The 17,724-nt window shown below is 67.7% G+C and carries 24 protein-coding genes; 10 read left to right on the top strand and 14 right to left on the bottom strand.

The genetic code is table 11. The annotated features are described in order from the left end of the window. Nucleotides 1-14 precede the first annotated feature (14 nt). Nucleotides 15-404, bottom strand: a complete 390-nt coding sequence (locus E0H73_RS32450) for a VOC family protein (protein WP_131362797.1) — start codon at nt 402-404, stop codon at nt 15-17. A 214-nt stretch (nt 405-618) separates the two neighbouring features. Between E0H73_RS32450 and E0H73_RS32445 the strand changes: the two genes are divergently transcribed. The 4 genes from E0H73_RS32445 to E0H73_RS32430 all read left to right on the top strand — a co-directional run bounded on the left by E0H73_RS32445 (nt 619) and on the right by E0H73_RS32430 (nt 2,983). Beyond that, the gene (locus tag E0H73_RS32445; RefSeq protein WP_238164413.1) at nt 619-1,005 is read left to right on the top strand and encodes a DUF4234 domain-containing protein; all 387 of its coding nucleotides are present in this window, start codon (nt 619-621) and stop codon (nt 1,003-1,005) included. Nucleotides 1,006-1,112: 107 nt separating this feature from the next. Continuing rightward, complete coding sequence (locus E0H73_RS32440) at nt 1,113-1,421, top strand: hypothetical protein (RefSeq protein WP_238164412.1); 309 nt, start codon at nt 1,113-1,115, stop codon at nt 1,419-1,421. 74 nt (nt 1,422-1,495) lie between these two features. Beyond that, complete coding sequence (locus tag E0H73_RS32435) at nt 1,496-2,125, top strand: dihydrofolate reductase family protein (protein WP_131362791.1); 630 nt, start codon at nt 1,496-1,498, stop codon at nt 2,123-2,125. A 12-nt stretch (nt 2,126-2,137) separates the two neighbouring features. Beyond that, nucleotides 2,138-2,983, top strand: coding sequence for a PhzF family phenazine biosynthesis isomerase (locus E0H73_RS32430; protein WP_131362789.1), 846 nt, complete (start codon nt 2,138-2,140; stop codon nt 2,981-2,983). Here E0H73_RS32430 and E0H73_RS32425 read toward each other — a convergent pair. Further along, a complete protein-coding gene (locus tag E0H73_RS32425) occupies nt 2,967-4,016 on the bottom strand; it encodes a lipoate-protein ligase LplAB (RefSeq protein WP_131362787.1) in 1,050 nt (349 codons plus the stop codon). The two genes, E0H73_RS32430 and E0H73_RS32425, sit on opposite strands and share 17 nt — an antisense overlap. Before the next feature lie 23 nt (nt 4,017-4,039). Then, nucleotides 4,040-4,321 (bottom strand): DUF1905 domain-containing protein, encoded by a 282-nt coding sequence (locus E0H73_RS32420; RefSeq protein WP_131362786.1) that lies wholly within the window; start codon nt 4,319-4,321, stop codon nt 4,040-4,042. A 45-nt stretch (nt 4,322-4,366) separates the two neighbouring features. On the opposite strand from E0H73_RS32420, the gene E0H73_RS32415 reads away from it, so the two are divergent. Further along, nucleotides 4,367-4,999: a hemerythrin domain-containing protein gene (locus E0H73_RS32415; protein ID WP_131362784.1), complete on the top strand. Its 633-nt coding sequence runs from the start codon at nt 4,367-4,369 to the stop codon at nt 4,997-4,999. A 45-nt stretch (nt 5,000-5,044) separates the two neighbouring features. Here E0H73_RS32415 and E0H73_RS32410 read toward each other — a convergent pair whose 3' ends face one another. The 4 genes from E0H73_RS32410 to E0H73_RS32395 form a co-directional block, all read right to left on the bottom strand. Beyond that, a complete protein-coding gene (locus E0H73_RS32410) occupies nt 5,045-5,644 on the bottom strand; it encodes an adenylate kinase (protein WP_272949168.1) in 600 nt (199 codons plus the stop codon). A 133-nt stretch (nt 5,645-5,777) separates the two neighbouring features. Continuing rightward, entirely contained in the window at nt 5,778-6,152 is a 375-nt protein-coding gene (locus tag E0H73_RS32405; protein ID WP_131363133.1) for a VOC family protein, read from the bottom strand. Nucleotides 6,153-6,154: 2 nt separating this feature from the next. Then, nucleotides 6,155-6,529, bottom strand: a complete 375-nt coding sequence (locus E0H73_RS32400; protein ID WP_131362782.1) for a YciI family protein — start codon at nt 6,527-6,529, stop codon at nt 6,155-6,157. Between the two features lie 120 nt (nt 6,530-6,649). Further along, a complete protein-coding gene (locus tag E0H73_RS32395; protein ID WP_165555907.1) occupies nt 6,650-7,786 on the bottom strand; it encodes an HIRAN domain-containing protein in 1,137 nt (378 codons plus the stop codon). A 145-nt stretch (nt 7,787-7,931) separates the two neighbouring features. Here E0H73_RS32395 and E0H73_RS32390 point away from each other — a divergent pair, with 145 nt between their 5' ends. Further along, on the top strand, nt 7,932-8,723 hold the full coding sequence (locus E0H73_RS32390; protein ID WP_238164411.1) for an SDR family oxidoreductase: 792 nt from the start codon (nt 7,932-7,934) through the stop codon (nt 8,721-8,723). Between the two features lie 77 nt (nt 8,724-8,800). On the opposite strand, the gene E0H73_RS32385 is transcribed toward E0H73_RS32390, so the two are convergent. Both E0H73_RS32385 and E0H73_RS32380 read right to left on the bottom strand, forming a co-directional pair. Next, the gene (locus E0H73_RS32385) at nt 8,801-9,697 is read right to left on the bottom strand and encodes a DUF3800 domain-containing protein (RefSeq protein ID WP_131362778.1); all 897 of its coding nucleotides are present in this window, start codon (nt 9,695-9,697) and stop codon (nt 8,801-8,803) included. 160 nt (nt 9,698-9,857) lie between these two features. Then, on the bottom strand, nt 9,858-10,685 hold the full coding sequence (locus tag E0H73_RS32380; protein ID WP_131362776.1) for an SAM-dependent methyltransferase: 828 nt from the start codon (nt 10,683-10,685) through the stop codon (nt 9,858-9,860). Nucleotides 10,686-10,915: 230 nt separating this feature from the next. On the opposite strand from E0H73_RS32380, the gene E0H73_RS32375 reads away from it, so the two are divergent. Together E0H73_RS32375 and E0H73_RS32370 are read left to right on the top strand one after the other, a co-directional pair. After that, nucleotides 10,916-12,349, top strand: a complete 1,434-nt coding sequence (locus E0H73_RS32375; protein WP_131362774.1) for a polysaccharide lyase 6 family protein — start codon at nt 10,916-10,918, stop codon at nt 12,347-12,349. A 58-nt stretch (nt 12,350-12,407) separates the two neighbouring features. Then, complete coding sequence (locus E0H73_RS32370) at nt 12,408-12,950, top strand: dihydrofolate reductase family protein (protein ID WP_131362772.1); 543 nt, start codon at nt 12,408-12,410, stop codon at nt 12,948-12,950. Here E0H73_RS32370 and E0H73_RS32365 read toward each other — a convergent pair. Beyond that, nucleotides 12,947-13,243 carry a YciI family protein gene (locus E0H73_RS32365; protein ID WP_131362770.1) on the bottom strand — a complete coding sequence of 99 codons (297 nt, stop codon included), beginning with the start codon at nt 13,241-13,243 and terminating at the stop codon, nt 12,947-12,949. The two genes, E0H73_RS32370 and E0H73_RS32365, sit on opposite strands and share 4 nt — an antisense overlap. A gap of 62 nt (nt 13,244-13,305) precedes the next feature. Between E0H73_RS32365 and E0H73_RS32360 the strand changes: the two genes are divergently transcribed. Next, nucleotides 13,306-13,833 carry a GNAT family N-acetyltransferase gene (locus tag E0H73_RS32360; protein WP_131362768.1) on the top strand — a complete coding sequence of 176 codons (528 nt, stop codon included), beginning with the start codon at nt 13,306-13,308 and terminating at the stop codon, nt 13,831-13,833. Here E0H73_RS32360 and E0H73_RS32355 read toward each other — a convergent pair. Together E0H73_RS32355 and E0H73_RS32350 are read right to left on the bottom strand one after the other, a co-directional pair. Further along, the gene (locus E0H73_RS32355) at nt 13,826-14,593 is read right to left on the bottom strand and encodes a class I SAM-dependent methyltransferase (protein WP_131362766.1); all 768 of its coding nucleotides are present in this window, start codon (nt 14,591-14,593) and stop codon (nt 13,826-13,828) included. The two genes, E0H73_RS32360 and E0H73_RS32355, sit on opposite strands and share 8 nt — an antisense overlap. Then, on the bottom strand, nt 14,590-15,543 hold the full coding sequence (locus E0H73_RS32350) for an SDR family oxidoreductase (RefSeq protein WP_238164410.1): 954 nt from the start codon (nt 15,541-15,543) through the stop codon (nt 14,590-14,592). Before E0H73_RS32350 ends, E0H73_RS32355 begins: the two co-directional genes overlap by 4 nt. 84 nt (nt 15,544-15,627) lie before the next feature. Between E0H73_RS32350 and E0H73_RS32345 the strand changes: the two genes are divergently transcribed. Next, complete coding sequence (locus tag E0H73_RS32345) at nt 15,628-16,293, top strand: TetR/AcrR family transcriptional regulator (RefSeq protein ID WP_131362765.1); 666 nt, start codon at nt 15,628-15,630, stop codon at nt 16,291-16,293. A 1-nt stretch (nt 16,294) separates the two neighbouring features. On the opposite strand, the gene E0H73_RS32340 is transcribed toward E0H73_RS32345, so the two are convergent. Beyond that, nucleotides 16,295-17,146 (bottom strand): HAD family acid phosphatase, encoded by an 852-nt coding sequence (locus tag E0H73_RS32340; RefSeq protein WP_131362763.1) that lies wholly within the window; start codon nt 17,144-17,146, stop codon nt 16,295-16,297. 100 nt (nt 17,147-17,246) lie between these two features. Then, complete coding sequence (locus E0H73_RS32335; protein WP_131362761.1) at nt 17,247-17,723, bottom strand: GNAT family N-acetyltransferase; 477 nt, start codon at nt 17,721-17,723, stop codon at nt 17,247-17,249. Nucleotide 17,724: the final 1 nt, after the last annotated feature.

Below are 17,724 nucleotides of genomic sequence, written 5' to 3'. Positions count from 1 at the left end.
TCTGACAACCAACTTCACACGCGGCGGCCGCGCAGCCGCGGGATCTCCTGGGCGAACTCGACCACGAAGCCGTCCGGATCCGCGACATGCGCGGTCCGATGTCCCCACGGCCGATCGGCCGGCCCGCTGAGCACCTCGACTCCGCGGGCCGCGAGCCGATCGGCCCACGCGTCCACGTCGTCGACCATCACCACCACCTCGCCGGCCGCCCCCGGCGAGACCGTCCGCCCGGTCAACCACTCCGCCCGCCGCCGCTCGAACAACGCGAACCGCGTCCCCTCGGTCCCGAACTCCGCATACCCCGCATCGGTGAACTTGTACGGCAACCCGACCACATCCCGATAGAACTCCACCGACGCCCCGAGATCCTCGACATACAAAATGACATACCCGATCCGCTCCACCACCCCACGCTAAACGGGTCCCGGCCGGCCGGAGATAACAAACTGACCGCGCCGGTAGTCACGATGCGTGAGGACCACTAGTCTGAGCGGCCTTGACCGACTTCCGGCAGCCGGGGGGAACCAGCTGCCAGAAGTTTTCTTCGGAGGGGGAATCATGTCGCAGGAAATCGTGCTGCCCGGACGCGCCGGTGCACCGGTGGCACAAGGACTTCAGATGAAGCAGCGCAACCCGGTCGGGGTGTGGCTCGGGCTGCCGCTGATCACGCTCGGCATCTATCACCTCGTGTGGTACTACAAGATCCACGCCGAGATGGCGCAGTTCGACCGTCGCCGGGTGGTTCCGGTGGCCGGGCCGATGCTGGTGTTGCTGCTGCTCGGCTGGACGTTCGTCGCGCCGCTCGTGTCGTACTTCAACACCGGCAACCGGATCGCCAACACCCAGCGGGCCGCGGGCCTGCCGGTCACCTGCAGCGCGGGTGTCGGCCTGCTGCTGATGTTCGTCTTCGGCCTCGGCACGCTGTACTACCAGTCCGAACTCAACAAGGTGATCGCCTCCTACGGCGCCACCCCGCAAAACGCCCAGATCCCACTCTTCGCGTAACTGTCGGCGGGCACCCCTAGCCTCCTCTGCAGAAGTCGAGAGGAGGCTGGGTGTTTGAGGGTGCGTTGATTTTGGAGAGTTTGCGGGTTGGGGTGGAGATTTCGGACGTGCCGTTGGTGGTGCGGAAGATCAGTCGGTACGCCGTGGCGAGTGCGACGCCGAGTCAGGCGGCGGTGTGGTCGGTGCTGGAGTTCGGCGTCGAGGACGAGGGGGCCGAGGTGCTGGCGGAGACGCTGGCCGGGGCGTTGGACCAGCCGGGGTGGTACGCCGACTTCCATGACGCGCGGGAGGTCTTCGTCGTGTTCCCGGGCCGAGTGTTCCGATACGAGCGCGGTGACACGGCGGCGCGGGCCGAGGCGCAGGAGTTTGGGCGGGGGTTGGGGATTCCGGAGGGGCAGTTGGATTGGACAGACTGACCCATGTCAAGGCGGTCGGGGCGGTTCCGACCTGGGGGTGTACGCAGGACCGCACAGAGACTGAGGGGATTGTCATGGCAAGGGTTCGGGTCCACAACTTCACGATCACTCTCGATGGGATCGCGGCCGGTCCCGGTCAGCGGCTGGACGCGCCGTTCGGCGACGGCATGGACAAGGTGCACGACTGGATGGAGGTCGCGCAGGCAGACAGGGCCGCCGGCAAGAGCGGGCTCGGGGCGGACCGGATCGACGGGTACGCCGAAGGTGTCGGCGCCACGATCATGGGACGGAACATGTTCGGCCCGCAGCGTGGTGCGTGGGAGGACGAGTCGTGGACGGGCTGGTGGGGCGACAACCCGCCGTACCACCACGACACCTTCGTTCTCACCCACCACCTGCGGCCGTCGATCCCGATGGAGGGCGGTACGACGTTCCACTTCACCGACGAGCCGATCGAGGCCGTGCTGGAGCGCGCGCTGAAGGCCGCCGGTGGCCGGGACGTGGTCATCGCCGGTGGCGCCCACACCGTCCAGCAGTACCTGCGGGCCGGTCTGATCGATGAGCTCAACCTCGTGATCGCGCCGATCCTGGCAGGCAGCGGCGAGCATCTGTTCGACGACGTGGCCAACGCGCTGGGGGCGTTCCAGGTGACCGAGATGGTCAGTGATCCGAGCGCGACCTTCGTCCGGTTGGAGCGGCAATGATTGGATGACCGGATGACAGTGCTGCGGTACACGGCGTTCACGTCCGACCCGGCCGGCGGCAACCCGGCCGGAGTGGTGCTCGACGCGAGCCGGCTCACGTACGCCGAGATGCAGGCGATCGCCGCCGACGTCGGGTACTCCGAATCCGCCTTCCTGACCAGCGGTCCCGGAGGTCGCGACGGGGTGATCCCGGTGCGCTACTTCTCCCCCAGGGCCGAGGTGCCGTTCTGCGGGCACGCGACCGTGGCCACCGCGGTCGCGCTGGCCGAGCGGATCGGTCCCGGTGAGCTCGTCTTCTCGACCCAGGCCGGGCTCGTGCCCGTCGTGGTCGAGGAATCACCGGACGGACTGCGGGCCACGCTGACCAGCGTCGAGCCGCACGTCGAGGAGATCGACGACATCAGCGACGTACTCGAGATCCTCGACTGGCATGAGGACGAGCTCGATCCTGAGTTGCCGCCGGCCATCGGGTACGCCGGGGCGCGGCATCTCATCGTGAGTACGTCGACCAGGCAACGACTGGCCGACCTGAACTACGACTTCGATCGGCTGCTCGCCTACATGCTGCAGCGGGATCTGACGACCTTGCAGTTGGTGTGGCGCGAGTCCCCGACTGTGTTCCACGTGCGCGATCCGTTCCCGGTCGGCGGTGTGGTCGAGGATCCGGCAACCGGCGCCGCGGCTGCGGCGTTCGGCGCCTATCTACGCGAGCGCCGGCTCGTCGAACCGCCGGTCGTGCTGACACTGCACCAGGGTGACGATCTGGGTCGCCCGAGCCGCATCCAGGTCGAACTGCGTGCCGACGACACCAGAGTCCGCGTGAGTGGAAACGCCGTACCGATCACGGGACGCGAGTGAGCCACTCCTCGGTGCCGAACTTGGTGGTGACGCGCTCTTCGGCGAGATCCACGGTGGCCTTGTCGATCGTGCCTGACTTAAGGCCGTAGCGGTTGCCGAACGACGCGGCCATCCGGTCGATCACCTCGGCGCGATCGAGGCCGGTCTGGCTGCGCAGCGGATCGACCCGCTTGTTGGCGCTCGTCGTTCCCTTGTCGGACAGCTTCTCGCGGCCGATCCGCAGTACCTCGAGCATCTTCCCGGCGTCCATGTCGTAGGCCATCGTGACGTGATGCAGGACGGCTCCACCGGCGAACCGTTTCTGCGCGGCGCCGGCGATCTTGCCGGCGGGCGAGGTGATGTCGTTGATCGGCTGGTACGTCGCCGCGATGCCGAGATCGTTCAGCGCGCCGATCACCCAGTCGTCGAGGAATGCGTACGACTCGATGAACGACAGCCCGGAGACGAGTGACTCGGGGACGTAAAGCGAGTACGTGATGGTGTTGCCTGGTTCAACGAACATGGCTCCGCCACCGCTGATCCGCCGTACCACTGTCACGTCGTGCTTGGCGGCGCCCTCCAGGTCGACCTCGTTGCGCAGGGACTGGAAGCTGCCGATGATGACCGCGTTCGACGCCCACTCCCAGACCCGCAGCGTCGGCGGCCGCTCACCGGAACCGACCTGCTCGGCCAGCACCTCGTCGAGCGCCATCTGCAGCGCGGGCTCCCGCGGTACGTCGTGCACGAACTCCCACTCGTGATCGCGCCAACCGGTCGCCCCGGTCAGCGCCCGCCGTACGGCAACGGCCACGGCCTCGGGCGAGAACCCGAGCATCTCGACTCCGTCCCCCAATACGGCACGCACGCGGGCAGCAACCTGCGCCGCGGGCGTGGCAATGGGGAGACCGGCAAGAGCACCATTGATCCGCTCCAGCGCGTCGTCGGGCTCGAGGAAGAAGTCCCCACTGATCTGCGCCTGCCGGATGTGATCATCGATCACATCCAGATCGGCAACAACGAGCTTGCCGCCCGGAACCTTGTACTCACCATGCATATTCAGCGACAACCGGCGCCGGCCTACGGTTGTTCCCGCTGCAGGACGACCTCGACGTCGTCGCCGACCGCGGCGTTCGCCGCCTTCAGCGCAGCCTTGCTGACCCCGACACAGAATCCACCACCGGCGACCAGCATCGTGCTGCCGGCGAACTCCGCACCGTTCAGCGTCCCGGTCACCCGTCGCTGCTTGCGGCCGCCTAGTTGCGTCACGCAATCATCTGGTACGTCGACCACGGCCAGACCACCCGGTTTGTCAGGGTTCCAGCGGCGTACGGTCCCGGAGAATTCGACCGTCGTACCCATCCGGACACCCCCACTTCAAGCGTCCTTCAGCCTACACTCCGAGCTATGGCTGAGATGAGCATGAACAAAGCGATTCACGCGGCGTTCCGCCGGGATCTGCAGCGGTTCGTCGACGCGCTGGGGGCGTTCTCCGCGGGGGATCAGGTGCGGGCCGAGCAGCTCGCGACCGCATGGGCCAACTTCGACGAGCAGTTGGTACGGCACCACGAAGGTGAGCACGACATCGCCTGGCCGGCCCTGGAATCGATCGGGGTGAGCCGGGACGTGCTGACCCAGATGGATGCCGAGCACGACACGATGGCGGCCGCGCTGGCGAAGACCCGCGACGCGATCGCGTCCCTTCGCCGTACTGCGAGCGCCGAGGACGCGGCGACCGCACTGGCCGCGATGCAGGAGCTGCAGCGGGTGACCGTGCTGCACCTGGATCACGAGGAGACGGAGATCGAGGGGGTGTACCTGGCGAAGAAGGACACCGCCGAGATGAAGGCGATGGGCCGGCAGTTCTCCAAGGTCAGCCCGGCGCAGGGCGGCACGTTCTTCGCCTGGGCCCTCGACGGCGCCGACCCCGAGGCATCCGCCGCCATCACCGGCACCGTCCCCAAGCCCGTCCTCACCATCATCAACGGCATCTTCGGCCGCAACTACCGCAAGTCAGTCGCCCCGGTCTGGCGCAACTGACGTCACCAAGACAGGACAGCCGCGCGCTCGGACAGGCGCGGCTGTTCAGGCGCCGGGGATGGGGCGTTCGGCGAGGGTGAGGCGGTAGGCGACCTGGAGGACTCGTTCGCGGACCTCGGCGACCTCGCCGTCGCCGTCGACCTCGTGCACCAGGCCGCGGTCGCCGTACAGCTCGATCAGCGGGACGGTGTGGTCGGCGTACACCTTGAGGCGGCGCCGGATCACGTCCTCGGTGTCGTCGGAGCGATGCTCGATCTCGGCTCGCCGGAGCAGGCGGCGGACCAGGACCTCCTGGTCGACCCGCAGGACGACGACCGCGTCGAGGCGGCGTTCCTGCGCGGTGAGGAGTTCGTCGAGCACGGCGGCCTGTTCGAGGGTGCGGGGGTAGCCGTCCAGCAGGAAGCCCGATCGGGCGTCGTCCTCGGCCAGCCGCTCGCGGACCATCGCGATCGTGACGTCGTCGGGTACGTACGCACCGGAGTCGAGGTACTGCTGGGCTCTCCGGCCGAGATCCGTCCCGGCGGCGACCTGGGCGCGGAAGATGTCGCCGGTCGAGATGGCCGGTACGGCGGCTTGCTCGGCGAGCCTGTCGGCGTGCGTGCCCTTGCCGGCACCCGGTGGACCCATCAGGACGACAGTCGTCACAGCTCGCCCCTCCTGACTCTCGGTAAGTTCAATCAGGGTAGGCGAGCCGGACGCCTGGCGGTACGTCGTACGTCACGTCTCGCTGGGCGAGACCTGACAGAGACCGGAGCCATACCTGCGGCCGTGACCGGAGTCACGGGCTGAGCGGGTCCCAGGTGGACAGACAGAAGGGGTGACCGGCCGGGTCGGCGAAGACCAGGCAGTGGTCGGCGTTGGGCTGGTGCGTGTACTTGGTGGCGCCCGCAGCCAGGACCTGGGACGCCGCGGCATTCAGGTCGTCGACGTCGAAGTCGAGATGGAACTGGATCGGAACCGTCGGCTCCGGCCAGGTCGGCGGGACATAGGCCGGATCGCTTTGGAAGTCGATCCGGCCCCCGGGTCCGTCCACAGTCGCCCAGACGTCGTCGGAGTACGCGATCCGTCCACCGGTGATGTCTGCGTAGAACGCCGCCAGTTCGAGCGCATTCGGGCAGCTGATCGTCGGCGAGCAGAGGCGGATCCCGGGCACCGTCACATCACCGGACGCAACTCGACAGTGTCTCCGGGACCGGCGAAGCGGGACGCCAGCTCCTCGGCCCGTTCCCGGGACGCGACGTCGATCAGGAAGAAGCCGGCCAGTTGCTCCTTGGCTTCGGCGTACGGCCCGTCCGTCGCCACCCGGCGGCCCTTCGAGCCGACGCGGTAGATCGTCGACTCGGCCGGCGCTCCCAGCGCCTGCGCCGTCACGAACTCCCCCGACTCCGAGATCTCCGCCAGCATCTCCTCGAACTCCTTGTGCATCGCCGCCCGCTCATCATCCGGAATCGCCCGCCCCACCTCGGTGAAGTCGATCGTCGGATGCCCCCACGGCTCCGGATTCGAATAGATCAGGATCAGGTACTTCATCACAACCTCCTCGCGTACGACGCACGATGCGCCATCACCACCAACGTCGGAACCCCAAATCACCCCTCGACATTTTGCTGCGGACCGGCATCCAGCTAGGTCCGTACGGCGAGTATTCCGTCAGGACGCGCTGCAGTGTGGACAGAACCGGGGTTTGCGGCCGCGCACCCGGAGTCTCTCGAACTCGGATCCGCACCGAGTGCAGACCAGGACTTCCAAGTCAGCCGACCGAGCCGGAGCCGGAGCATCGACAGCAGATGGCAGAAGCGTGATCTCACCGAGCCGGGCTACAACTTTCGGCTTCTCGGGCCGCGCAGCCTGCTCTAGTTTGGTCAAGGCCCGGTTGCGGCGCTTCTGGAGATCTTCGACGGCGTCCTCCCGCGCCGCCGCCTCGCCGTACAGACTCAGGCCGCGCTCCGTCCACGCCAAACACTCCTGCCAGTCCTTCTTCTTCTGCTGGCGAATCGCCATCTGCCGATAGGTCTCGAGCAGCGGGATCTTGTTCCATTTCGTCATGAAGGCCCGGCAGATGCCTTCCATCTCGGCGTCGTGGGCACGGCAGACTTCGTCGAACTCGTCCAGCGCGGACGTATAGAGGTCGCGGCAGCGGTAGAGCCGGGACTCCAACTCGGCGAACTGGAAGTGCCGATCGATCGGATCCGGATCCGATGCCAGGAGGTCGCGGAGCATCGCGATCGCCGGCCGGTCCGCGTCAGGCAGGTCGTCGTACCAGGACAAGTCGTAGGAGTCGTCGGCGGCGTCCGTGAGCCAGGCTTCGGTGAAACCTGTGCGCATCGCCGGATGTTCCGCGTTGCCTCGGGGTGCACGCTGACCGCCGAAGTCTCGCCGGTCATGCTCGAGCCAGACGCCAAGGAATCCCGGTCCGTGGTCCCGATAGCCACCTCCGACGACCACGCCTTCCAAGGCGATGTGCGTGCCGTGCAGGGTCATCAATCGATGGATGTCCGCGACGTACTGCGCGGCCGTCTCCCGGTCCAGGTAGCCCACCACGTGCTGGCCGATGTACACCGCAATGGCATTCTCGTCGTACGGATTCTGCGGCTCGGGCACAAGGACCGCGACAATCGGTTCGCGAACCCGTTGACCTACGCGGGCACCACAGATGGCCCACAAAGCATCCTGATAGTGGCTCTCCCCCACGACCTCGAGGTCGTCATCTCCGCCGAACACCGTGAACCGCACCTCTGTCGGGTGTACGACGGTCCGGCGTCCGATCAGTCGATCGAGTAAGCCCATGGTTCCCCCCTCGTCACGGGCACCATCGCTCCGGGCGTCCCGAGTGTTACCGACACCACAGGCTGCGAATGGCTGTGCGGTCATCGTCCAGTCACATCTGTCTCGTGGGCTACGTCAGAGGGGTGGGGCCCGGAGGTGGGTCGTGATGAGTGGAGGAATTGTGGGCGTGATGTTGGTGACGGGTGGGACTGGGACGTTGGGACGGCTGGTGGTGCCGCTGGTCGTGGAAGCGGGGTGGACGGTCAGGGTGCTGAGTCGGCATCCGAAGGAGGTTGGGGACGGGGTCGAGCATGTGGTGGCGGACCTGTTGCAGGGGGACGGAATCGATGACGCTCTGAACGGCGTGGAGGTGGTGATCCATCTCGCGGGTGGGCCGAAGGGGGACGATGTCGGCACGCGGAATCTGGTGCGGGCGGCCGAGCGGGCCGGAGTGAAGCATTTGGTGCACATCTCGGTGACCGCGGTGGACCAACTCCCGCTGACGTACTTCAAGTCCAAGCTCGGCGCGGAGCAAGCCGTGCGGGAGTCCTCGGTGCCGTGGACGGTACTGCGGGTCGCACAGGTCCACGACTTCGCCTGGAACACCGCGCGCATGATGGCGAAGCTCCCGGTGCTGCCGATCCCCGGTGGCGTGCGGTTCCAGCCGGTGGACGGGCGCGACGTCGCGGCGCGGCTCGTCGAGCTGGCGCTGGGCGAGCCCGCCGGCCTCGTCCCGGACCTGGTCGGCCCGAAGGTCTACAGCTTGGGCGAGCTCGCCCGCGACTACCTGCGCACCACCGGAAAGCACCGGCTGTCGATGCCGGTTCGCGTTCCAGGCAAGGCCGGCAAGGTCTACCGCGCCGGCGGAAACCTCACCCTGACCGGCGCCACCACCGGCCACCGCACCTGGGAAGCCTTCCTCGCCGAGCAAAGGTCGCGGGTTTCCAGCCCTCACTAGCGGGTTGTTTCACCGCTGGCGCCCAACAACCCGCCAGCCAGCAAACAACCCGCCATCCGCCGACGACCGCGCGGGCGTCAGACCGGCAGATACGGATCGAGTAGCTCGGTCAGGGCCGGGACCGGCGTCGGGTCGGTAGCGAGCCAGCGGGCAATGCCTGCCAGGAAGTCTGCCGCCTGCACTCGAGGATCGTGCCTGGAGTCGACCTGCTTCAGGCTGAGGAGCGGAGGCGGTGCCGGCGCGACGGCATCGGCAAGGAAGGCACCGAGCCGCGCCATCCGACCTCGCGTGAGCGCGCTCTGCTCGTCGTGCACCACCGCGACCGACCGCTGCCCGGCGCTCCAGAACAACACCGTGTCGGCCACCGCGGGCACCATCGGTTCGAGCGGAGGCGGGATCGAACGATCGTCGTCGATCAACCGCAGCAGCACCTCCTCGACCCTCGCCCGCGTGACCTCGCGGAGGACGGGCACATCAGTCGGCAGCAACGCGAAGAACCGGTCGATCGCGGCATGGTCGAGCAGCCGCAATCGCTTGGTCCGCGTCATGATGAGGAACGCGTCCAGGAAGTCGGTCCGATCCCGGAACGCCGCCACGGCATCCCCGTGATCCCGTCCCATCCGGGTGCCATCGCCGTACGACGGCTCGTCGACGAGCAACTCGATCACCCGACTCGCGACGTACGACGTCTTGTCGATGACGTGGACATGGGCGTGCCCGCGCAGCGTGGTGAGGAACCACTCGAGCGCGGGTCGCTGCTCGGGCCGGAGCAGCAGGTTGGACTTGTACTCGGTGGTGCCCCGACGGCGGAACCGGGATTGCAGTACGGCGACCAGTTCGGCCGCCTCCGGTACGTCGAGATCCACACTGGCGTGGGTGATCACGGGCGACTCGGGATCCAGGAGATTGCTCCCGGAGAACCCCGATTCGTCGCACGCGATCTCGACCGCCGCCGATGATGACGTGGGGTGCATGAGAAGAGCTCCAAGGCTGGTGGACTGCACGCTGAAGGGGCCCGCCACCTGGACGGGCGTGATCAGGCGGGGAACCGCGTGATCAGTGAGCGGCAGCAGCAGCCTGAGCAGACATGTGACCCATCATCGGTGCGACCCGGGTCGATCCACCAGCGAATTGTCAGGGCTTGCGCGCGAGAGCGACGTACAGCAGCAGGGCAGCGCCGGTCGGACTGAGCTTCTGCTCGGCGGGTGGCCACCAGCCGCTCAGGTCGACCAGACCCGGCTCGATCAGCTCGAGACCAGCCACGATCTCGGCGAGTTCGACGGGAGCGCGGAAGCTGAGGGCCGGGAAGGACTCCTTCAGTTTCTCCTCGACCGCGGTCGCGAACTCGCCCAGCCGGCTGCCGTCCCGGGAGTTCACCGGATGCGTGATCGCCAGGTACGACCCGGGCGGCACCGCGGCCAGGTAGTCGGCGACCAACCGCCGGACCTGCTTGGTGTCCGGGATCCTGTGCAGCACCAGCCCGAGAATGATGCCGACCGGCCGATTCAGGTCGAGCGCCTCGGTGACGACCGGATGCTCGAGCACGGACTCCGGGTCGGTCAGGTCGGCGCCCGCGAAGAACGTGCTGCGGTCGTCCGCGAGCAGCGCCTGACCGTGCGAGATCGCCATCAGGTCGTTGTCGACGTACACGACCCTGGCCCGCGGATCGGCCTTCAGCGCGACCTCGTGGGTGTTCGGCGCAGCCGGCAGGCCGCACCCGAGATCGAGGAACTGATGGACGTCGTCGCTGATCATCCAGCGGATCGCGTCGCCCAGCCAGCGCCGGTTCTCCCGGGCCAGGTCCGGTGCCTCGGGCGCGATCTCCAGGACTTCCTGGAACAGCCGGCGGTCCACCTCGTAGCTGTTCTTGCCGCCGAGAAACAGGTCGTAGAGCCGGGCTTCCGAAGGCCGGTGGAGCTCGACGTCGGGCAGCGCCTGGCGCGACTCGTTCCGCTCCGGCATCGCCCCGATCCACCTCGTTCCCGAATCCGAAAAGGCCGATTGCCGGAAGGCTACCGGCGCTACCTGACGTGATCGCACCGGGGCTGTGTCGCGGAACCCGGCACCCATCCGTCCCGCCCCACGGGAGATCCGCGCAGCTTCGTTGGTAAACGCTTGCCAGCGTCCGCCGATCGACCACAGACTGGGCAGCCAGATCCGGACCCCGCCCCGAGTCACCCCCGGAGGACGCCATGCATCGCCGTACCTTCCTGGCCACCGCCCTCGGCGCCGGCCTCACCGCCACCGCGCTGCCCGCGACAGCCACTGCAACTACCCAGGTCCGCCCTGTCCGCGCCCGGACGCTCGACGAGCTCCGGAAGGCGATCGCGGCAGCCCGTCCCGGCAGCGAGATCGTCGTCGCCAACGGCACGTACGACGTTCCCGGCGACGAGACCATCGCGATCCAGGGCAAGCGCGGTAGCGCCGGCGCCCCGATCGTGATCCGCGCCGAAACGGTAGGTGGCGTGATGCTGACCGGGAACCGCGGGTTCGTGTTCGGCGACTCGTCGTACGTGACCGTCAACGGGTTCACGCTGAAGCAACGGACCACGTTCGAGGTCCCGACCACCTGTCAGCACGTGACGATCAGCCGCAACGACCTTCAACTCGCCGACATCGAGGGGATGCACTGGCTGATGGTCCGCGGCGACTCGACCACCGTCGAGCGCAACCACTTCCACGGGAAGTCGACGCTGGGGATCTTCCTCGGAGTCGAGGGACCTGGGTCGGACGGGATGGCGCGCGGTGTGCGGATCGTCCGCAACTACTTCTCCGACCACACCTTCGCCGGCGACAACGGCGGCGAACCGATCCGGCTTGGTCTTAGTGGCCGCTCGCTGAGCGACGCCGGCGCACTCGTCGAGCAGAACCTGTTCGAGCGTGCGAACGGCGACCCGGAGGCGATCTCGGTCAAGTCGTCCGGCAACACGATCCGGCAGAACACCATCCGCGACAGCCTCGGCGGCATCGTGCTCCGGCACGGCAACCGATCCCGGGTCGAAGGCAACTTCATCCTTGCCGGGAGCAACGGAATCCGGATCTACGGCAACGATCACCTGATCGTGAACAACTACACCGAGCAGATCGGCGGCTCCGGCATCGTGCTCGGCAGCGGCAACGTGCGCGACCACAAGCCGGAGGACTCACCGGAGAGCCGCCAGGGAAACGACGCTCCGGACCGGGTGACGATTGCGCTCAACACCGTTCTGTCCTGCGGTACGGCGATCAGCGGGGAATCACAGCGGACCCTGCCGCCACTGGGCTGCTCGATCACCGACAACCTGCTGGTCGGTGACTCCGGCAAGCAACTGGTGTCGATGCCCTACCTGGACGGCATCGCGTGGTCCGGCAACCTCTGCTGGGGCGCCGCTGCCGACGGCAACATCCCGGTCGATGGATTCTCCCGCAAGGACCCGAAGCTCGCGGCCGGCGCCGACGGCATCCGCCGCCTGACGTCCTCCAGTCCCGCGATCAACGCCGCAAGCAACAGCTACCCGAACGTGCCGAAGGACGTCGACGGTCAGCCGCGCACCGGCACGGCGGATGTCGGCGCCGACGAGTACAGCAAGGCCGCTCCGATCAACCGCCCGCTCACTCCGTCGGACGTCGGCCCCGCGTCCCGATGAGTTTTCTCCTGCTCGCTCGTCTCAACAAGAACCAACCAACGAGCGAGCAGGAGGACTCATGGCGAAGGTGCTGTATTCGGTGACGATGTCGGTGGACGGCTTCATCACCGGCCCGGACGGCGACATGCAGTGGATGCGCCCGTACCTCGGTCCGAACCCGGAGGTCGACGATCTGATCCGCCGGATCGGCTCGATCCTGGCCGGGCGCCGGTCGCACGACGGGGACGACCCGCACAAGGGCGAAGCCGGCGAGGGCCACGCGTTCGGCGGCGGCTGGAGTGGCCCGCTCTTCGTACTCACGCACCGCCCGCCCACTAGTCCCGAGTCAGGCGTCACGTACGTCGACGAGTTCGCGAAGGCGATCGCGATGGCGAAGGAGGCAGCCGGAGACAAGTACGTCAACGTGATCGGCGCGAACGTCGCCAAGCAGTGCATCGAAGCCGGCGAACTGGACGAAGTACTGCTGCTCTTCGTCCCCGTCATGCTCGGCGACGGCACACGCCTGTTCGACCAGCCGGGCGGCCGGACCGTCGCCCTCGAACGCCTGAGCGTGACGGACAACGAGCTCGCCACCAACCTCTGGTTCAAGGTCGTGCGCTAGAAATCCGCGGCGGTCGAGTGCATCACTGCACGGATCTCGACGGATCGCCCGGCACGCCGGCAGTCCGGCAGCAGACGCGCGAGCTCGACCGCCCGCTCGCGACTCTCCACGTCGATCAAGTAGTAGGCGTCGATGGCGGCCGGAGCCACTCGATCGGGCATGTACACGGCCAGTTGTGGGTCGGCCAGCACCTCGCCACAGACCAGTTCGCCGGCGTCGTACGCGGCCCGTTCGAACTCGTCGCGGCGCAGCGGCCGCTCGCCGTCGCCCTGAAGGATCAGTAGGAACTTCATCGGCGCTCCCCTCTCTCACTGGTACGACGGAGCCGAGGGCGCGGTTTTGACATGATGGCCCGATGTTGGTGCGCACCGAGCGGCTGGGCCTGCGTCGCTTCACCCCCGAGGACGCGGAGGCGTTCGCGGCGTACCGGTCAGATCCGGACGTTGCGCGCTACCAGTCGTGGGACGCGCCACTCCCCCTGGCCGAGGCGCTCAAGATGGTCGACGACTTCGCGAACGGCGATCCGCTGGAGCCCGGCTGGTTCCAGTACGCCGTCGACCTGGACGGCGTACTGATCGGCGACATCGGCCTCAACCTGCACGAGAACCTCAGGCAGGCCCAACTCGGCTTCACCCTGGCACCCGAGCACCAGGGCAACGGCTACGCGACCGAGGCTGTCCGCGGACTCCTCGATCAGCTGTTCATCGAGCGCAAGCTGCATCGGGTCTCAGCCGAGTGCGACGCCCGCAACACTGCGTCGGCCCGGCTACTCGAACGCCTCGGCTTCCGGCAGGAAGGCCTTCGACCGTCGAACAGTTGGTTCAAGGGCGAGTGGACCGACGACCTCCTCTTCGGCCTGCGCCGGTCCGACTACCTCAGCTGACCGCCTTCGCGGCCCACGCCCGCGCTGTCAGCCGAATCGAGCCATCCGTCTCGATCGGCAACCGCGCACGCACCGCCTCCCGCAGCGTCTCCTGATCCGGCTCGGCCAGGCTGCGCAGGTACGCCGGCGCCGGCCCCTGACCACCCAGGAACGGCTGCCAGTAACCGTCGAACGACGCGAACTCCGTCGGTACGACGATCGCCCGCGTGCTGACCGTGGTGAACCCGGCCTCGGTGAACAGTCCTTCGAGGCCCTCCGCCGTACAGAACGGGAAGCGGACCGCCTCGTCGTGTTCGCGATCCTGTGGACGGACTTCGATCATCGCGTCGAAGAAGTTCCGCATCAGCTGCATGCCGTCGGCGTAGTCCCAGACGTATGCGCCGACCGTCGACCCGATCTCCCGCATCCGGCGCAGCGCCTCGACCCGCTCGGGGACGAAGTTGAGGACGAGCCCGGCGACCACCGCGTCGTACGGACCATCCGGCAGTTCGGCGGCCGACCTGACCTCGAAGTTCGCTCGCTCGTCGCGGACGTTCTGCTTGGCGTACTCGAGGAAGCCGGCCGACGAGTCGACGCCGAGCACCGAGGCCGGATCCGCCGTACGCAGGATCGTGCTGGTCAACGCCCCGGTGCCGCAGCCGACGTCGAGCCAGCGCAGGCCGGCGGGCTGGTCCAGCCAGCTCACGAAGTCGGCCGCGACCAGCCGGCTCCATCGGCCCACGTAGGACTCGTAGATCTCACCGCTCGACCACTGGGTCATTTGCGCAGGATAGGACCGGACTGCGGGAGCGCAACACCTGTGAGCTGCTCGGCGGCGGACCAGAGCCTGGCGTTGTCCTCGACGTCGAGGGAACGCTTGGGCGCGGCGGCCAGTTTGGTGGGTCCGACGAGGCCGAAGAAGTTGGACGGGCCGTAGTACGCGCCGGACTGGGCGTCGGGGCTGGTTGCGGCGAACAGAAGCGGCTCAGTGCCGATCTCGACACCTTGCGACGGGAGCGCGTTGAGGCGGTGCACGATCCGGGTGGCGAGCGGAAGGTGGTCACGACCCAGCGAGGCGCCGGCCGTGAGCAGGTTGGTGCGCGTGAAGCCTGGGTGCGCGGCTGCGCTGAGCAGGTTCCATCCGCGGTCGGCGGCGAGCTTGGCCAGGTGGTTGCTCATCATCAGGTCGGCGAGCTTCGACTGCGCGTACGCCAGGTTCGAGCGGTAGCGACGTTCCCACTGCAGGTCGTCGAAATGGATCCGGCCGTAGTTCGCCGTCCCGCTGCTCATGGTCGCGATCCGCGGCGTCGGTGCGGCCAGCACCAGCGGCAGCAGCCGCACGGTCAGCGCGAACGGGCCGAGGAAGTTGGAGCCGAACTGCAGCTCGAACCCGTCCTTGGTGACGTTGCGGGTCGGCGGAGTCATCACGCCGGCGTTGTTCACCAGCAGGTCGAGGTGCGACTCGTCTGCGCTCAGGCCGTCGGCGAACTCCTGGACCGACGCCAGGTCCGCGAGGTCGATCCGCCGTACCTCGAGCTGGGCGTCCGGGTGCTCGGCCAGGATCTCGGCCCGAGCGACCTCGCCCTTCGCAACGGTCCGGACCGCCATCACCACCCGCGCACCGGCGGCGGCGAGGCGCTTGGTGGCCTCCTTGCCGGTGCCGCTGTTGGCGCCGGTGACGACAGCGAGCTTGCCGGTCTGGTCGGGTACGACGTACATCGGTTCCTCCATAAAAGACTGATGGTCTGTTATGGCTTTGACGTTATCAGACCGGCGGTACGATAACAACAGACCAGCGGTCTGTAGACTGTGAGCGTGACGACATTCCAGCGGGCCCGGAGCGAGGAGCAGCGAGCCGTCCGGCGGGAGGCGATCCTGGCGACCGCGGCGGCGATGCTGGCGGAGATGCCGGTCAGCGACGTCAGCCTGAACGAGCTGAGCCGTCGCGTCGGCCTGGCGAAGTCGAACGTACTGAAGTACTTCGAGTCGCGGGAGGCTGTCCTGCTCGAGCTCAACAGCTCCGAGCTCGCGGCCTGGGTGGAGGACCTCGCGACCGCGCTCGCCGCCGTACCGCCGGACGCGTCCGTCGACAAGCGGGCGGAGCTCTTGGTGGACGCTGTGGTGAGCACGCTGGCCGGGCGTCCGGTGTTCTGCGATCTGATCAGCACGCAGGCGTCAGTGCTGGAGCGCAACATCTCGACCGACACCGCGATCGCGTTCAAGCGCGCGGCGGCGGTCGGCTACGAACGGATGGTCGAGCTGGCCGTCGGCGCGCTACCGGAGATGGGCGAAGAGGGCGCGCGGCGCTTCATCCCGCCGGCGAGCATGCTGGCCGGGGCGGTCTGGACGCACGCCCATCCCACCCCGGCCCTGCTCGCCGCCTTCGAGGCGGATCCCTCGATCTCGGCGCTGCGGATGGAGTTCGAACCCACCCTGCGCGAGCACGTCACAACGCTCTTGCAAGGCGTTCTCCCCCGCTGATTTACGGCAGGTAGTAGTTCGGGTTCGGCAGTTTGAAAGTGCGGTCGGCGAAGCCGCCCTTCAGGTCGGAGAACTGGTCGCCGAAGTTCGCGACGATGTCGTAGCCGAGTGACTCAATGTGGGCCCGGGTCGCGGACTTGTAGTGAATCGTCGTACAGGATCCGTTCGGGTCATTCGCGCACGCCTTCTGCAGGTAGTCCGGGTAGTCGGCCACGGCCGGCTTGGTGAACAGGCCGTCCTCACCGTCGCGCAACGCCGTCGGCTTCGGGAAGCCGGCGTCGACGCCGATCCCGTCCTCGGTCAGGTTGCCCAGCGTCGCCTGCTCCTGCGCGGCACCGCGACCGGTCAGGAAGAAGATCGCGTAGCCCTCCCGCTCCGCGGTCTTCACCAGGTCGACCATTCCCGGTACGGCGGGGAAGCGCTGGTTCAGCACGTAGTCCGCGTTGGTGGCCGGGTTGAACGCCCAGTTGCTGAAGATCTCGTAGTTCCAGGTCGCCAGCGAGGTGTCGTCGACGTCCAGCAGGATCGCCTTGGTCTTCTTGGTGTGGTGCGGCGCGGAGATCCAGCGCTTGCCGGACGCGGCCGCCGACTTGGCCTCCTTGGCGTAGTTGCTGTCCGCCGCGAACGTACCGGTGCCGAGCGGGTCGCCGTAGTAGTTGCGCAACTGCTGCCGCAGGACGTCGATGTTGGTGACCTGCCGCTCGGTGCGCGGCGTCGACGTCTGAATCGCCGGCTGCTGCGAGGCGGCCCCGGCCGAGTACGCGACCCCGCCGACGACCGACGCGAGGGCGACGGCGGCGACGCCGGTGAGAACCAGCCGGCGCGACGGCCGGCGCCAGGAACGGATTGCCATGGTGACCTCTCCAGGAACGGGAACGCTTGCCAAGGCAAACTAACTCCATTCGGAGCCGATACACCCGCCGTACACCCCAAGTGCAGGGGAATCCTCCGCGTCAGACCGGCTTGACGTACCGATGACACGGCACCGGCACTGTCCCCGACCCGACGCTCGCCGGATAGTCGAACGCACCACCATCGCTCCAGCCACTGCGCTCGTAGAAGCGTCGCGCCCGAGCGTTGCCGGTGGCCACGGCAAGCCACGCTTCGCTGTGTCCGTTGGCTTTCACCTGCCGCTCGGCTTCACTGAGTAGCGTCCCGGCTACTCCCGATCCACGGTGGTCGCGCGAGACGTACACCTGCTCGACCTCGTCGCCCGCCACCATCACGAGTCCCGCGACGTCGTCACCCACGACCGCGACCGTGGTGTCGGCCACCCGTTCCGCGGCACGGCTCCAGAACGACTCCTTGGTCCGCACCGCAACCAGTTCGTCCGGGACATGCCCCAGATGCCCGTCGCCCCACCCGGCGTACCAGACCGCGGCAACGGCCTCGACGTCGCGGGAGGTGGCGGGGCGCAGGGTGACCGTCATC

The sequence above is a fragment of the Kribbella pittospori genome, assembly GCF_004331465.1.
Taxonomy (GTDB): Bacteria; Actinomycetota; Actinomycetes; order Propionibacteriales; family Kribbellaceae; genus Kribbella; species Kribbella pittospori.
This window is presented reverse-complemented; position numbering and strand designations above follow the sequence as displayed.

Excerpts from the sequence above, each read along its gene's own strand:
- E0H73_RS32430 (WP_131362789.1), top strand. The coding sequence starts at position 2,138 with ATGACAGTGCTGCGGTACACGGCGTTCACGTCCGACCCGGCCGGCGGC.
- E0H73_RS32400 (WP_131362782.1), bottom strand. The coding sequence starts at position 6,529 with ATGAAGTACCTGATCCTGATCTATTCGAATCCGGAGCCGTGGGGGCAT.
- E0H73_RS32435 (WP_131362791.1), top strand. The coding sequence starts at position 1,496 with ATGGCAAGGGTTCGGGTCCACAACTTCACGATCACTCTCGATGGGATC.
- E0H73_RS32355 (WP_131362766.1), bottom strand. The coding sequence starts at position 14,593 with ATGACCCAGTGGTCGAGCGGTGAGATCTACGAGTCCTACGTGGGCCGA.
- E0H73_RS32340 (WP_131362763.1), bottom strand. The coding sequence starts at position 17,146 with ATGGCAATCCGTTCCTGGCGCCGGCCGTCGCGCCGGCTGGTTCTCACC.
- E0H73_RS32360 (WP_131362768.1), top strand. The coding sequence starts at position 13,306 with ATGTTGGTGCGCACCGAGCGGCTGGGCCTGCGTCGCTTCACCCCCGAG.
- E0H73_RS32350 (WP_238164410.1), bottom strand. The coding sequence starts at position 15,543 with ATGGAGGAACCGATGTACGTCGTACCCGACCAGACCGGCAAGCTCGCT.
- E0H73_RS32380 (WP_131362776.1), bottom strand. The coding sequence starts at position 10,685 with ATGCCGGAGCGGAACGAGTCGCGCCAGGCGCTGCCCGACGTCGAGCTC.
- E0H73_RS32335 (WP_131362761.1), bottom strand. The coding sequence starts at position 17,723 with ATGACGGTCACCCTGCGCCCCGCCACCTCCCGCGACGTCGAGGCCGTT.
- E0H73_RS32415 (WP_131362784.1), top strand. The coding sequence starts at position 4,367 with ATGGCTGAGATGAGCATGAACAAAGCGATTCACGCGGCGTTCCGCCGG.
- E0H73_RS32395 (WP_165555907.1), bottom strand. The coding sequence starts at position 7,786 with ATGGGCTTACTCGATCGACTGATCGGACGCCGGACCGTCGTACACCCG.
- E0H73_RS32390 (WP_238164411.1), top strand. The coding sequence starts at position 7,932 with ATGAGTGGAGGAATTGTGGGCGTGATGTTGGTGACGGGTGGGACTGGG.
- E0H73_RS32420 (WP_131362786.1), bottom strand. The coding sequence starts at position 4,321 with ATGGGTACGACGGTCGAATTCTCCGGGACCGTACGCCGCTGGAACCCT.
- E0H73_RS32375 (WP_131362774.1), top strand. The coding sequence starts at position 10,916 with ATGCATCGCCGTACCTTCCTGGCCACCGCCCTCGGCGCCGGCCTCACC.
- E0H73_RS32445 (WP_238164413.1), top strand. The coding sequence starts at position 619 with ATGAAGCAGCGCAACCCGGTCGGGGTGTGGCTCGGGCTGCCGCTGATC.
- E0H73_RS32365 (WP_131362770.1), bottom strand. The coding sequence starts at position 13,243 with ATGAAGTTCCTACTGATCCTTCAGGGCGACGGCGAGCGGCCGCTGCGC.
- E0H73_RS32370 (WP_131362772.1), top strand. The coding sequence starts at position 12,408 with ATGGCGAAGGTGCTGTATTCGGTGACGATGTCGGTGGACGGCTTCATC.
- E0H73_RS32385 (WP_131362778.1), bottom strand. The coding sequence starts at position 9,697 with ATGCACCCCACGTCATCATCGGCGGCGGTCGAGATCGCGTGCGACGAA.
- E0H73_RS32425 (WP_131362787.1), bottom strand. The coding sequence starts at position 4,016 with ATGCATGGTGAGTACAAGGTTCCGGGCGGCAAGCTCGTTGTTGCCGAT.